The following is a 12,822-nucleotide window of genomic DNA, read 5'->3' as shown; positions in this document are numbered from 1 at the left end:
TCGGGCAAGGCGATCGAGCCGGCGAACATCCGCAACGTGTCAGCATTTGTGGAAATAGCGGTAGGTGTCCGGTGCGCTCATCCATTTGAAGTCGGCTGTCAATCCGCCATGCGCGTTGATCCAGCCGCGGATGTCGGAGGCATAAGCGTTCCACAACACGCCGGTCATGTCGGTGCGGTGCGCGAGGTGGAAGCCAAAGCTCGCCGCCGGCATCACGCATATGCGGCTGCGGGGGACATAGCCGAGCAGCACCGTGCAGGCGGACTGGCATTTGCCGACAATGCGCACATTGACGCCGCGCGCCGCCAACGCTTTCCACCGCTGGCTGTAGGCGGCGACGCTGCCGCCATGGTCGTCCGAGACGTTGATGGTTTCGGCTGCCGCGGCCGACACGGCCAGTGAGGTGAACAGCAAGGCCAGCCCTGCGAACATCGCTTTCAGCATGCCGGCCTCCCCAGGTGAGAGCGGTCAGGATAGTCCCTTGTTCGTGGGTCGATGAATCACATTCGCGTTCTTGACGCGTGACCCTGTAAACCGACGCGGGCCTGTTTCAGCCTTTCGAGCGCGGATCCAGCATCAGCCACTTGATGATGCCCATCGCCGGCAGCACCCACAGCAGTCCGCTGAGCAGGAAGAACAGGAATTGCACCAACGCGCTCGATTCCGACAAACGGGCGACCGCGAAGATCGATGCGACGAGCGCATAGATGATCACCAGCGCCACCAGCAGGAACATTCCGATCAGCTTCTTCAGGCGAATAGGCATGGCTTGGCCTCGTTGATCGCTATCGCTTAAGCCGAACGCAAGATGCGTGCAACCCGCTGCGGGCGGCGCGACGGCGTGCCGCGCCGGATGGCCTTGCCAGCAGGGGTGCGATGGTTCACCTATCCGCGACTTCAACCGGACGGGACAAGATCATGGCTGCCATATCAGCCGCCGCGCCATACGTCGCCCGCGACCGCGACCTGCACAACCGCGCACTGGTGCGCGGCTGGCTCTACGTCGTGCTTCTGGTGCTGTTTGCGCTGGTGCTGGTCGGCGGCGCCACGCGGTTGACCGAGTCCGGCCTGTCGATCACCGAATGGCAGCCGATCCATGGCGTCATCCCGCCGCTTAACGACGCCGAGTGGCAAGAGGAATTCCAGCGCTACCAGCAGATTCCGCAATACACCGAGCTCAACAAGGGCATGAGCATCGAGGCCTTCAAGTCGATCTTCTGGTGGGAATGGGCGCACCGTCTTTTGGCGCGCAGCGTCGGCCTGGTCTTTGCCTTGCCTCTGCTGGTCTTCTGGGCGACACGCCGCATCGAGCGCGGCCTGGGGCCGAAACTCGTCGGCATCCTTCTCCTTGGCGGTCTGCAGGGCGCCATTGGCTGGTGGATGGTGGCCTCCGGCCTGGTCGACCGTGTCTCGGTAAGCCAGTACCGGCTGGCGACGCATCTGACGCTGGCTGCGCTGATCTTCACCGCCACGATGGTCGTGGCGCGTGGCCTGGCGCCGCATTCCGAACCGGCCGCTGATCGCTCGACGCAGAGGCTGGCCGGCTTCATCGTGCTTCTGGCGCTGATCCAGATCTATCTCGGCGGCCTGGTCGCCGGGCTCGATGCCGGCCTGAGCTACAACACCTGGCCGCTGATGGACGGCAAGATCATCCCCGGCGATCTGCTGATCCTCGAGCCGGCATGGCGCAATTTCTTCGAGAGCCCGAAGACGGTGCAGTTCGTTCACCGGCTCGGCGCCTATACGGTCTTCGCCGTCGCACTCTGGCATATGATCGCCACGCGTCGGCGGCTACCCGGCTCAACCCATGCGCGGCGCGCGACGCTGTTGTTCGTGCTGGTGCTGGTGCAGGCGTCGATCGGCATCGGCACGCTGCTGATGCATGTGCCGCTGCACATGGCGCTCACCCATCAGGGTTTCGCGCTGATCGTGCTGGGCTTTGCCGCCGCTCACTGGCGCGGCACCAAGGGCGCTTACCCCTTGCCCACAAGGCCTCCGATGAGGCGCAGGTATATTGCCATACCTGTTCTGGTTTTGCTGGCGGGCTACTTTGTAGCCGGCACCGTACATATGGCGAGCAAGTAGCTGCCCTAAACTGAATTCCGGTTGGCCCGTCACATCCAGAATTCGTTCGACTGCGTCGTTGTCTTCTGGCCATCGAATTCCGCCTGACGCACCGCGGCGGCGGACGGCGTCGACTGACTCTGCGCGGCCTTGGCCGCCTTGTCTGCGTCGGCGGCCCTAAGCGCGTCGAGCTTGGCCTGGGCTACGGCGATGTCCTGCCGCACCTGCGCGGCCTTGACCTCATCGGTGATCGCCTTGGCTTGGTCTTCCAGGTCCTGAATCTGCTTTTCGAGCGCGGCCTCCTGGGCGGCATTGCTCGCGGAACTGGACGAGGAATACTGGGCTGCGGAGGAGGAGCCCGAGATCGCGCTGACCATGAGAAATCCTTGGGTGGGAGCCAAGGCTCATCGGTAGCCGATCATGGTAAATAAGTGTTTACCAATAGCCCCGCTTGATCAGAAACTCGGCCGCACCGCGCGGATCGCCGCAGCGATGGACAATTCGCGGTTCTCCTCGACGGCATTGTCGTCCTCGTGGTGCCAGGCCGCGGACAGGCAGCCATAGGAGATGGCATGGTCCAGGATCGCCGCCGGTGACTGCCCAAGCGTCGCGGCAAAGACTTCGGCCACATACGCGATCCGCAGGGGATCGAGGCAGAGCGCGTCGCGGTCGAGCGGGTTGTAGAACATGTTGGCGGCGTCGAAGCCGGGATCGCCAAGCACGCCCTTGGGGTCGATCACCAGCCAGCCGCGCGGCCCATGCAGGATGTTGTCGTGATGGAGATCGCCATGCAGCGGCTTGATGTCATGCGGGTTGGACAGCAGCCGTTCGGCAATTGCCGCGGCCTCGACATAGAGGCTGTCATGACCCGCATCGCGATCGGTCGTGGCTTTCCTGAAAAGGCTGGCGTACCGCTCCCTCAGCGGCTGAAGCTCGGGCGGGTAGGGATCTTTCCCAGGCGAAAACAGTTTTGCCATCACCTCTGCCGCGATCGCTGTCGCGGCATTGTCGCCCTGCAGGTCAAGGACTTCCGTAAGCAGGGTATCGCCGGCATATTCGAGCAGCATCGAGTGGCCGTCGCGGCCAAGCAGGCGCACCGCGCCTTCGCCGCGCCGCCAGGCAAGGAAATGCTCGCCGCGCAATTCGTCGGCGACATCGTCGAAAGGCTTGAGCGCCTTGACGACGGCCGGCGAGCCGTCCTCGCGAACAACCTTCCAGATGCGGCTCGAAAAGGTCTCGGCAATGAGTTCGGGCGCGCTGACCTTCCAGCGCGCCGGGAAGCCCGGTGCGTCCATCAAAGGCCGAGCATCAGGTCCATGTTCTGGACGGCCGCGCCCGAGGCACCCTTGCCGAGATTGTCGTAGACCGCCAGCAGCAGCGCTTGCGCTCTGTTGTCGTTGGCAAAGACATAGACCTTCATACGGTTGGTGCCGTTGTAGATCTCGGGATCGATCTCCGGCACACGCTCCAGATGGGCGTACGGCGCCACTTCCACCACGCCGCCCTTGATCGCGGCGAAATGGTCGGCAATGGCCGCATGGAGCTCCGCGCCTGTCGGCACATGGTCCAGGCCGCCAAGCTGCAACGGCACCACGGTGATCATCCCTTGCGCGAAATTGCCGACCGCCGGCTGCATGATCGGATCATGCGACAGCTTCGCATAGGCCCTCAGTTCCGGCACGTGCTTGTGGTGCAGGGTCAGGCCATAGGGCAGGAACTCCGAGGCGTCCTCGCCCTTGGCGACATAGTCCTCGATCATTGGCCGACCGCCGCCCGAATAGCCCGAAATGCCGTTGACGGTGATGGGGAAATCGGTTGGTAGCAGGCCTGCGGCAACCAGTGGCCGCAGTGTCGCGATCGGTCCCTGCGGCCAGCAGCCGGGATTGGCGACGCGCTTGGCCGTGGCGATCACCTTGGCCTGATCCTTGTCCATCTCGGCGAAGCCATATGCCCAGCCTTCGGCGACGCGATGCGCGGTCGACGCATCGATGACTTTGGTGGTGTCGTTGGCGATCAGCGAGACGCTCTCCTTCGCCGCATCGTCCGGCAGGCACAGGATCGCGATATCGGCGGCATTGAGGAATTCAGCGCGCGCCGCCGTCTCCTTGCGGCGCTCGGCGGGAATGGAAATGATCTCCAGGTCGCCACGCTCGGCAAGCAGCGCCCGGATCTGCAGGCCGGTGGTGCCGTGCTCGCCGTCGATGAAGATTTTCGGTTTCATGACCTGATCAAATTCCCTGATATTTCAACACTATATGCCGTGACCTTGATTCACCGCGGCACCATTATGATTGCCGTTGTTCATCTCTACCTGTCGTGCCTTTCGTTCAGCCAGCAGGCCGAGATATTGCATGGCGACCATCGAGCCGGCGATCGCCGTTATATCGGCGTGATCGTAGGCCGGCGCAACCTCCACGACGTCGGCTCCGACAATATCGATTTGGTTGAGCTGACGCAGCGTCGACAGGATCTTCGCCGACGAAGGCCCGCCGGCCACTGGCGTGCCTGTGCCGGGCGCATAGGCCGGGTCGAGGCAGTCGATGTCGAAGGTCAGATAAGTCTTCTTGCCGCCCGTGCGGTCGACGATGGCATAGGCGATGTCGGATGCACGCATCTCCTCGATCTCATGGCCGTAGAGGATCTTGATGCCGAACGTGTCGGGCGCGTGCGTCCGGATGCCGATCTGGATCGACCGGTCGGGGTCGATGATGCCTTCCTTGACCGCACGGCCGACGAAGGATCCGTGGTCGATGCGCTTGCCGTCATCTTCCCACGTATCCTGGTGCGCGTCGAACTGCACCAGGGCGAGCGGCCCGTGGATCGCGGCGTGTGCCTTGAGCAGCGGCCAGGTGACGAAATGGTCACCGCCAAGCGTCAGCAGAAAGGCGCCCGACTTCAGGATTTTCGTCGCTTCGCGCTCGATCGTGCCGGGCGTCTTCTGGTGGTTGCCGGAGTCGAGCAGGCAGTCGCCATAGTCCACCACAGCCAGATGCTCGAACAGATCGCGCGAGAACGGGTATTGCGGGTCATTATCGAGGATCGCAGAGGCACGGCGAATCGCCTGCGGCCCGAAGCGGGCGCCAGGCCGGTTGGTAACGGCTGCGTCGAAGGGAATGCCCCACACCACCGCGTCCGCGCCCTTCACGTCCTTGGTGTATTTGCGCCGCATGAACGACAGCGCGCCGGAATAGGTCGGCTCAAGGGCGCCGCCGGTTTTGGAGCGGGCGGTGAAGGCATAGTCGATGTTCTTGGTCGCCATTACTGGTCCTCGTTTTCATCGGGGTGCAACAACTACAGAACCGGCACGGAAGATGCCAGTCACAGCTTGGGGAGACGAAACGGTGCCGCCCGGGTACCACGGCAAGACAGGATTTGTATCATCATGACGCAGACCGCGTTTCTTAATCCGTCCCATGCCGTGGTGTCGACCCATGCCGGTACGGTAGCGGGAGAACGCTTCCAGGTTCTCGATTCGTGGCGCGGCATCTGCGCGCTTCTGGTGGCGCTGTTTCATTTCCCAACCGCCTCGTCGATCTCGCAAAGCGCCTTTGTGGGTTCGTCCTACCTTTTCGTCGACTTCTTCTTCGTTCTTTCCGGTTTCGTCATCGCCAGCAGCTATGCCAATCGGCTGAGCCGGCCGGAAGAGGTCGCCCGCTTCACGCTGGTGCGTTTCGGCCGCATCTACCCGCTGCATCTGCTGATGCTTGCGGCCTTTGCGGGGTTCGAGTTGCTGCGGCTGATGCTGCCGCAACTGCATGGCACCGGCGCAGCCCCTTTCACCGGCGGTTTCGATTTGAAGAGCCTGCTTGCCAATCTGTTCCTGCTGCAAGGGATGGGCTTCGAGGACCGGCTGACCTGGAATGCGCCAAGCTGGAGCATTTCGGCCGAGTTCTTCGCCTACCTCTTGTTCGCGGGCGTGGTCTTCGTCGCCGGCGCGCGTGCCTGGATATGGTTTGTCGCCGCCGCCGTCACCGCGCCGCTGTTCCTGCTCGGCTTCTCCACGCATCATATGGACGTGTCCTACGATTTCGGCTTCATCCGCTGTCTTTACGGCTTCTCGCTCGGCGCCCTGCTGGCCTGGTTTCAGCATGATTCCATTGCAGGGGCGCGACAGCTTCTCGCCAGGCGCGGCCCGCGGATGGACTGGACCCTTGCCGAAATCGTCATGGTGGCGGTCATCGTCCTTTTCGTCTCGCTGGCGGGCAGCAATGATTTCGGCATCGCCGCACCTGTGGTGTTCGTACTGGCGCTGTTTCTCTTCGCCCATGAAGGCGGCTGGATCTCCGCCTTGCTGAGGGCGCCGTTCATGCTGACGCTCGGCGCGCTGTCCTACTCGATCTACATGGTCCACATCTTCGTCCAGGCGCGTCTGATCAATCTTGCCGGGCTCGTCGAGCACAAGCTCGGCCTCGGCCTGATCGGCGACTTCGTGCTGCGCGGCCAACCCGCCACCGGCTTCGGCACCGGCTGGGCCGGGACCGCGGCAATCGTCATCATGCTCGTCGCCACCATCGCCGCCTCCTGGATGACCTGGCGCCTGGTCGAGATGCCGGCCATGGCATGGTTCCGCCGGCTGTCCAGGCGCATCTGACGCACCATCCGCTAGCCGGCTTCGTTCACCTCCCTGTCACGGGCATCGCCTATCCCGGTCGCGATCCGGCAAGGAGCGATTCTCGATGCGGACAATCTGGCTGAGCCTTCTGCTTTCCACGGCCTTTGCGGTCGCATCCGGCCAGGCCCTGGCCGGCGAAAGCCGCGCCAGGCAGATCCTCGACCGCTTCGAACATGCCAACCAGTGGCGCGACCATGTCATGGTCGCCGCGCACCGAGCCGGCAGCATGCAGGCCGGCAAGACACTCTATGCGGAAAACTCGCTTTCCGCCGTCGAAGGCTCGATCGCCATGGGCGCCGAAATCGTCGAGGTCGACATCAGGCGCTCGAAGGACAACGAATTCGTCGTCATGCATGACAGCTGGCTCGACCGCACCACGACCTGCAAGGGCGAGGTGGTGAAGTACACGCTGGCCGAACTGAAGGATTGCCGGCTGGTGATCGAGGGCACCCACACCGTCACCAATGAGACGGTCTCGACGCTGCGCGAGATGCTGCTGGCGACCAGGGACAGGATCCTCATCAATCTCGACAACAAGCTCGAAGTCGGCGACCTCCCGGGCATGATCGCGGTGGCGCGTGATCTCGGCATGGCCGACCAGGTCATCGTCAAGGAGAACCTCTGGAACCAGAACCGGATCACCACGGTCAAAGCGGCCATGGCTGCCATCGGCGGCGGCGTCCAGTTCATGCCGATCATCGCCGATGACGCGGTGCATGATGCCGGTTTCGCCGAGACGGTCGACCACGCTTTTGCGCCGCGCGCGATCGAGCTGATCAACTGGCGGGCGGGCGCCGAAACGCTGACGCAAACCGGCGGACCGCTGTTCAGCACGCGCATGCGCGCCGCTGCGGTACGCGGCAACTGGCACATCTGGGCCGACACCTACGCCATCGTCAACAAGCCCGGCGGTTTCCTGGCCGGCGGCCGGGGCGACGAACTGGCTGTGCAGGCCAGCCTGCCGCGCGAAGCCTGGGGTTTCTGGGTCGATCGCGGCGCCACCATCATCCAGACCGACGAGCCGAAGGCGGCCATCGACTGGCTGGCGGCGAACGGTTTTCGCGTGCCTTATGCCGGGATGGGCGAACGCCTCGAACCCGCCGCGACCGCCAGCATCAATTGAGCCAGAGCCACGAGCGCATGGTGCTGCTGTTCAACGGTAACGATCCGGCCGCACTTGCGCGGAAGCCGGCCAAGCCGAAGGCGAAGAAGAAAGCGGCGACTTAAGGCGCCGCACGCATTAAGCGGCCTTTCGCCCCTTGATCGCCGTCGACCAGGCGTGAACCGTGATCGCTCCCGTGGCGCTTGCCGGCAGTCTGTCCTTTAGTCGGCGTTTCAGCTCCGCGCTCTCCGCATCCGACAGCTTCCCGACGATTCCGCTCGGGCTGCTCACGACCATGGATAGCCAATAATCGTCGAAGTCAGCGAAGGTGCGTTCGACGACAAGCTCGCGCGTTTCGACATCGCGGATGCCGAGCTCCGCCCAAAGCGCCTTCAGCGCCGCGAAACGCGAGACCTCCGCGCTCGGCGGACGTGCGGCCGGTTTGCCCATCGCGTCCATCTCCTCCCACAAATGCTGCGTAGGGGTGCCGCCGCGCATAACGTCCCAGGTGTAGGACGCGACGATGCCGCCGGGCTTCGTCACGCGGAGCATTTCCGAGGCGCCCTTGCGCGGGTCGGGGACGAAGAACAGCACCAGCGCCATCACCGCGACGTCGAAGCGGTTGGCGTCGTAGGGAAGGGCCATCGCATCGCCAATCGACAGCTCGACCTGCTTTGCCGAGATTTTTTGCCGAGCAGTCGCAATCTGCGCGTCGGAGGGATCGATCGCGCAAACGGACGAAGGGGCGGACTTCGCTAGAATGAGCTCTGTGAACGCGCCGTTGCCGGCACCGACATCAACCCAGGTCCGTCCGGAGTCCGGCGCCAGCCAGTCGAGGAACAAAGCCCCGGCGGATCGGCTCCATGGAGCCATGAAGCGCTCGTAAGCCGCGCCGTCGGTGAATTTGATCGGTTCGGGTGACGACATCTGAGATCTCCCCTAAGAATTACCTATCCAGATATCCTTTGGACCGAAAAGGCCGGTCCCTGTTTCGTAGCATGGTGCCGCGCCGCGCGCGACGGACCGCGGCGAATTTGCCCATGGCAAGCAACTGGCGTTCCTCGCTCTGCGCTCGCCGTGGCCGGTGCGGCGCTCTGCGCGTTCCTGTTCATCCGCGACGCCGATCATTCCGCCGGCTGAGAGCGCACAATGCAAAAAGGCCGCCCGGAGGCGGCCTTTCGGTATTCGGAACGTTCGAGACGCCTAGCGCTTCGAGAACTGGAAGGAACGACGGGCCTTCGCCTTGCCGTACTTCTTGCGCTCGACGACGCGGCTGTCGCGGGTCAGGAAGCCGCCCTTCTTGAGCACGGCGCGCAGCGCCGGCTCGTAGTAGGTCAGCGCCTTGGAGATGCCGTGACGAACCGCACCGGCCTGGCCGGAGAGACCGCCGCCGACGACGGTGGCGACGATGTCGTACTGGCCCGCGCGGTTGGAGGCGATGATCGGCTGATTGAGGATCATCTGCAGGACCGGACGCGCGAAATAGGTCGCGAATTCCTTGTCGTTGACGACGATCTTGCCGGAACCCGGCTTCACCCAGACGCGCGCAATGGCGTTCTTGCGTTTGCCGGTGGCATAAGCGCGGCCCGACTTGTCGAGCTTCTGGACGTGGACCGGAGCCGCGGCCTGGGTGTTGGTGTTGCCGGTGGCGGCGCCCAGTTCTGCGAGCGAGGAAAGCTCAGCCATCTTATGCGACCTTCTTGTTCTTGGAATTCAGCTTGGCCACGTCGAGGACTTCTGGCTGCTGGGCGACATGCGGATGCTCTGCGCCTGCATAGACGCGCAGGTTCTTCATCTGGCGACGGCCGAGCGGGCCACGCGGCACCATGCGCTCAACGGCCTTCTCGACGACACGCTCGGGGAAACGGCCCTCGAGCAGCTGGCGCGCGGTGCGCTCCTTGATGCCGCCGGGGTGGCCGGTGTGCCAGTAATAGACCTTGTCGGTGAACTTCTTGCCGGTGAACACCACCTTGTCGGCATTGATGACGATGACATTGTCGCCGTCGTCGACATGCGGGGTGAAGGTCGGCTTGTGCTTGCCGCGAAGATGATTGGCGATGACAGTGGCAAGACGACCAACGACGAGACCTTCGGCGTCGATCAGGATCCACTTCTTCACCACATCCGCAGGCTTCTGCGAAAAGGTTGTCATGTTTTCTGCTCTCGGTTCTGACCTTCACGAGGAAGGCGTTTCTTGTTGCTTGGATTGGCGATGGGCGCTTGCCCGCTGCCAATAACAAAACGGCGGCCTTTGCGGGCCGCTGCTTCGTGAGGGCTTATAGGCGAGGGGGAATTGCGCGTCAAGCCGATCAAAAGGCTCTCAAGCGGAGAAATGATAGCAAAAACAATAGTCTAGGAAAAAGGTATTATTTTACCACATCGCTGATGCGCTTCGGCGGGATCGAATAGGTTCCCGTGGCATGCGCGATCGTGTGTCCTTCCGGGCCGGCGACGATGTCGATGTCGAACACCATCAAGCTCTTTCCCAGCTTCAGGATGCGGCAATGGCCGTCGATCGGTCCGGCCTCGGCCTTGCGCACGAAGTTGATATTGAGGTTGGTCGTGACCGAGAGCGCATCCGGCCCGGCATGGCTGAGCACGCACACATAACCGCCAATGTCGGCCAGTGTGAAAAGGGCAGGGCCGGACACCGTGCCGCCGGGACGCAGATGCCGCTCGCCGGCGTTGAGCCGCACGATGCAGCCGCCGGGAAACACCTCGACCGCCTCGTAGGCGGCGGAATTCTCGTTGAGTTGCGGAAAGACGGTCTCCATCAGCGTATTGATCTGCGCTGCGGTCAGCACCGGTTTGAGATTGGTCTGGGCGGGCATGTCGGTCTCTCGTTCTGCGCAGGCCTGTATGGGCGCAGCCGGGCGTTGCTGGCAACACCTTCGGTCTTCTGGCGCAAGCGATGGGTGTTGGATGAAACCCGATCCGATATTAGATAGTCTGCCAGCCCGTTCGGAATCGCGGAGACCTTAGCCATGGCCGAAATCCTTGCCATCAAGCCTGTCGCTGTCGAGGGGCCGGTGACGACCAGACTGGACAAGGGCGTGCTGCGCCTGACGCTCGCCAATCCTCCCGCCAACGCCCTGTCGCTTGGGGTGATGGCGGCACTGACCGCCGAACTCGACCGCGCCAAGGATGACAAGGCCGTTCGCGTCATCGTGCTGTCGGCGGCCGGAAAAGTGTTCTGCGCCGGCCATGATCTCAAGGAAATGACGGCGCGCCGCGCCGACGCCGATCGCGGCAAGGCCTTCTTCGAAGAGACGTTTGCCGCTTGCGCTCAACTGATGCAGGCGATCGTGCGCCATCCCCTGCCTGTCATCGCCGAAGTCCATGGCCTGGCGACCGCCGCCGGCCTGCAGCTTGTCGCCAGTTGCGACCTGGCGATCGCCTCCCATGAGGCGACCTTCTGCACGCCGGGCGTCAACATCGGGCTGTTCTGTTCCACGCCGATGGTGGCGCTGTCGCGCAACGTCTCGCGCAAACAGGCGATGGAGATGCTCCTGACCGGCGAGACGATCGACGCGGCGACCGCCAAGGAATTCGGCCTGGTCAACCGCGTCGTGCCGCGCGAATACCTGAATCAGATCGTCACCAAATACGCGCAAACCATTGCTTCCAAATCATCTTTGGTGGTGAAGACCGGCAAGGAGGCCTTTTACGCGCAGGCCGAGATGGGTCTGGCGGATGCCTATTCCTACACCGGCCGCGTCATGGTCGAAAACATGCTGGCGCGCGACGCGGAGGAGGGCATCGGCGCCTTCATCGGCAAGCGCAAGCCGGAATGGACTGACGAGTAACCGTGGAACCGCGCATCTCCATCGTCACCATCGCCACGGACGATCTCGACCGTGCGGTGCGGTTTTATGAGGCGATGGGCCTGAGACGGCATGCCGGCATCACCGATGGCGTCGCCTTCTTCCAGATGGGCGGCGTCATCCTCGGCCTGTTCCCGCGCGCCAGCGCCGAGGCGGATTCGGGCATCACCTTCGCAAAGGCAACCTCCGCCGTCTATCTTGCCTACAACACCCGCTCCGACGCTGAAGTCGACGAGGTGCTGGCGATGGCTGAGAAAGCCGGCGGCCGCATCGTCAAGCCGGCCGGCCGCGCCTTTTGGGGCGGCTGGTACGGTTATTTCGCCGATGCCGACGGGCATGTCTGGGAAGTGGCGCACAATCCGGCCTTTCCAATCGCCGAAGACGGCACGATTTCGCTGCCTGATTGATGGCCTACCGCAACCAGCTGACACGGCTCAAGGCGCCCTATCTCAAGCGTATCCTGCTCGATCCAGAGCGGGTGTCCGACTGGGAAAAATATCCCTGGAACCTGCCGCTGTTTCGCGGCCGCGAATTCGAACTCGAATTCACCACCCCGATCACCATCATCGTCGGCGAGAACGGCACCGGCAAATCCACGCTTCTCGAAGCGATCGGCGCTCTGGCCGGCTACGACGAGGCTGGCGGCGGCAAGGGCTATCGACCGGTCGACCACTCCAGCGCCATCGACAAGAGCGGCGCTGCATTGGCAAACACATTCCGTGGCCCCTGGCTGCCAAAGGTCACCGCCGGCTGGTTCTTTCGCGCCGAATCCTTCTATTCGGTGGCCCGCTACCTCGACCAGGCGGCACTGGAAGACCCGTTCAAGCCACCACCGCCGGATTTCCTGTCCTGGTCGCACGGCGAGGGATTCATCCGCTTTTTCGAGGAGCGCTGCCGCAGGCAAGGCATCTACATCCTCGACGAGCCGGAGAGCGCGCTTTCGCCATCGCGCCAGATCGAACTGCTCAAGATGCTGCGGCGCATGGACCAGTCCGGCACCGCGCAGGTGATCATGGCAACACACTCACCACTGTTGATGGCCTGTCCCGGAGCGCAATTGTTCCGCATCAGCCGGTTCGGCCTCGACCCGGCAGATTTCACCGACACCGATCATTTTCGCATGATGCGCGACTTCTGTAGCGACCCCGACATGTTTATGGAGGAAGCGCTGCGGGAAGACGACGCGTGACGGGCGCATGACTGACGACGATCTCAATGGC

At 63.3% G+C, this 12,822-nt stretch carries 16 protein-coding genes; 6 read left to right on the top strand and 10 right to left on the bottom strand.

Features of this window, described 5'->3' with window-relative positions:
- Positions 1-39 precede the first annotated feature (39 nt).
- Together AC07UC_RS24145 and AC07UC_RS24140 are read right to left on the bottom strand one after the other, a co-directional pair.
- Positions 40-444 (bottom strand): hypothetical protein, encoded by a 405-nt coding sequence (locus AC07UC_RS24145; RefSeq protein WP_202322945.1) that lies wholly within the window; start codon positions 442-444, stop codon positions 40-42.
- A 106-nt stretch (positions 445-550) separates the two neighbouring features.
- Positions 551-766 carry a DUF2842 domain-containing protein gene (locus tag AC07UC_RS24140; RefSeq protein ID WP_140767893.1) on the bottom strand — a complete coding sequence of 72 codons (216 nt, stop codon included), beginning with the start codon at positions 764-766 and terminating at the stop codon, positions 551-553.
- 152 nt (positions 767-918) lie between these two features.
- Here AC07UC_RS24140 and AC07UC_RS24135 point away from each other — a divergent pair, with 152 nt between their 5' ends.
- Positions 919-2,085, top strand: coding sequence for a COX15/CtaA family protein (locus AC07UC_RS24135; protein WP_494907637.1), 1,167 nt, complete (start codon positions 919-921; stop codon positions 2,083-2,085).
- Positions 2,086-2,114: 29 nt separating this feature from the next.
- On the opposite strand, the gene AC07UC_RS24130 is transcribed toward AC07UC_RS24135, so the two are convergent.
- The 4 genes from AC07UC_RS24130 to speB form a co-directional block, all read right to left on the bottom strand.
- Positions 2,115-2,441, bottom strand: coding sequence for a hypothetical protein (locus tag AC07UC_RS24130; protein WP_494907636.1), 327 nt, complete (start codon positions 2,439-2,441; stop codon positions 2,115-2,117).
- Positions 2,442-2,519: 78 nt separating this feature from the next.
- Positions 2,520-3,359 carry an aminoglycoside phosphotransferase family protein gene (locus tag AC07UC_RS24125; protein WP_494907635.1) on the bottom strand — a complete coding sequence of 280 codons (840 nt, stop codon included), beginning with the start codon at positions 3,357-3,359 and terminating at the stop codon, positions 2,520-2,522.
- Complete coding sequence (gene argC, locus AC07UC_RS24120; protein WP_494907634.1) at positions 3,359-4,285, bottom strand: N-acetyl-gamma-glutamyl-phosphate reductase; 927 nt, start codon at positions 4,283-4,285, stop codon at positions 3,359-3,361. Before argC ends, AC07UC_RS24125 begins: the two co-directional genes overlap by 1 nt.
- 30 nt (positions 4,286-4,315) lie before the next feature.
- Complete coding sequence (speB, locus tag AC07UC_RS24115; protein WP_494907633.1) at positions 4,316-5,323, bottom strand: agmatinase; 1,008 nt, start codon at positions 5,321-5,323, stop codon at positions 4,316-4,318.
- A gap of 123 nt (positions 5,324-5,446) precedes the next feature.
- Here speB and AC07UC_RS24110 point away from each other — a divergent pair, with 123 nt between their 5' ends.
- Together AC07UC_RS24110 and AC07UC_RS24105 are read left to right on the top strand one after the other, a co-directional pair.
- A complete protein-coding gene (locus AC07UC_RS24110; protein ID WP_494907632.1) occupies positions 5,447-6,655 on the top strand; it encodes an acyltransferase family protein in 1,209 nt (402 codons plus the stop codon).
- An 85-nt stretch (positions 6,656-6,740) separates the two neighbouring features.
- Positions 6,741-7,799 (top strand): glycerophosphodiester phosphodiesterase family protein, encoded by a 1,059-nt coding sequence (locus tag AC07UC_RS24105; protein ID WP_494907631.1) that lies wholly within the window; start codon positions 6,741-6,743, stop codon positions 7,797-7,799.
- Between the two features lie 117 nt (positions 7,800-7,916).
- Here the strand turns inward: AC07UC_RS24105 and AC07UC_RS24100 are convergent, their stop codons facing one another.
- From AC07UC_RS24100 to AC07UC_RS24085, 4 genes are all read right to left on the bottom strand, one after another.
- Positions 7,917-8,705, bottom strand: coding sequence for a class I SAM-dependent methyltransferase (locus AC07UC_RS24100; protein ID WP_494907630.1), 789 nt, complete (start codon positions 8,703-8,705; stop codon positions 7,917-7,919).
- A gap of 276 nt (positions 8,706-8,981) precedes the next feature.
- On the bottom strand, positions 8,982-9,464 hold the full coding sequence (gene rpsI, locus AC07UC_RS24095; protein WP_013895952.1) for a 30S ribosomal protein S9: 483 nt from the start codon (positions 9,462-9,464) through the stop codon (positions 8,982-8,984).
- Position 9,465: 1 nt separating this feature from the next.
- Entirely contained in the window at positions 9,466-9,930 is a 465-nt protein-coding gene (gene rplM / locus AC07UC_RS24090) for a 50S ribosomal protein L13 (RefSeq protein ID WP_010915638.1), read from the bottom strand.
- Positions 9,931-10,144: 214 nt separating this feature from the next.
- Positions 10,145-10,609, bottom strand: a complete 465-nt coding sequence (locus AC07UC_RS24085; RefSeq protein WP_202322937.1) for a PaaI family thioesterase — start codon at positions 10,607-10,609, stop codon at positions 10,145-10,147.
- A gap of 153 nt (positions 10,610-10,762) precedes the next feature.
- On the opposite strand from AC07UC_RS24085, the gene AC07UC_RS24080 reads away from it, so the two are divergent.
- Genes AC07UC_RS24080 through AC07UC_RS24070 form a run of 3 tightly spaced genes read left to right on the top strand, consistent with a single transcriptional unit; the run spans position 10,763 to position 12,791 of the window.
- Complete coding sequence (locus AC07UC_RS24080; protein ID WP_494907629.1) at positions 10,763-11,584, top strand: enoyl-CoA hydratase; 822 nt, start codon at positions 10,763-10,765, stop codon at positions 11,582-11,584.
- A 2-nt stretch (positions 11,585-11,586) separates the two neighbouring features.
- Complete coding sequence (locus AC07UC_RS24075; protein WP_494907628.1) at positions 11,587-12,009, top strand: VOC family protein; 423 nt, start codon at positions 11,587-11,589, stop codon at positions 12,007-12,009.
- Positions 12,009-12,791 carry an AAA family ATPase gene (locus tag AC07UC_RS24070; protein WP_494907627.1) on the top strand — a complete coding sequence of 261 codons (783 nt, stop codon included), beginning with the start codon at positions 12,009-12,011 and terminating at the stop codon, positions 12,789-12,791. Before AC07UC_RS24075 ends, AC07UC_RS24070 begins: the two co-directional genes overlap by 1 nt.
- The last annotated feature ends 31 nt before the right edge of the window (positions 12,792-12,822 follow it).

The sequence above is a fragment of the Mesorhizobium sp. GW821-FHT04C10 genome (assembly GCF_059420305.1).
Note: the sequence above shows the minus strand (reverse complement) of the source record. Positions and strands in the feature narration are given on the sequence as shown.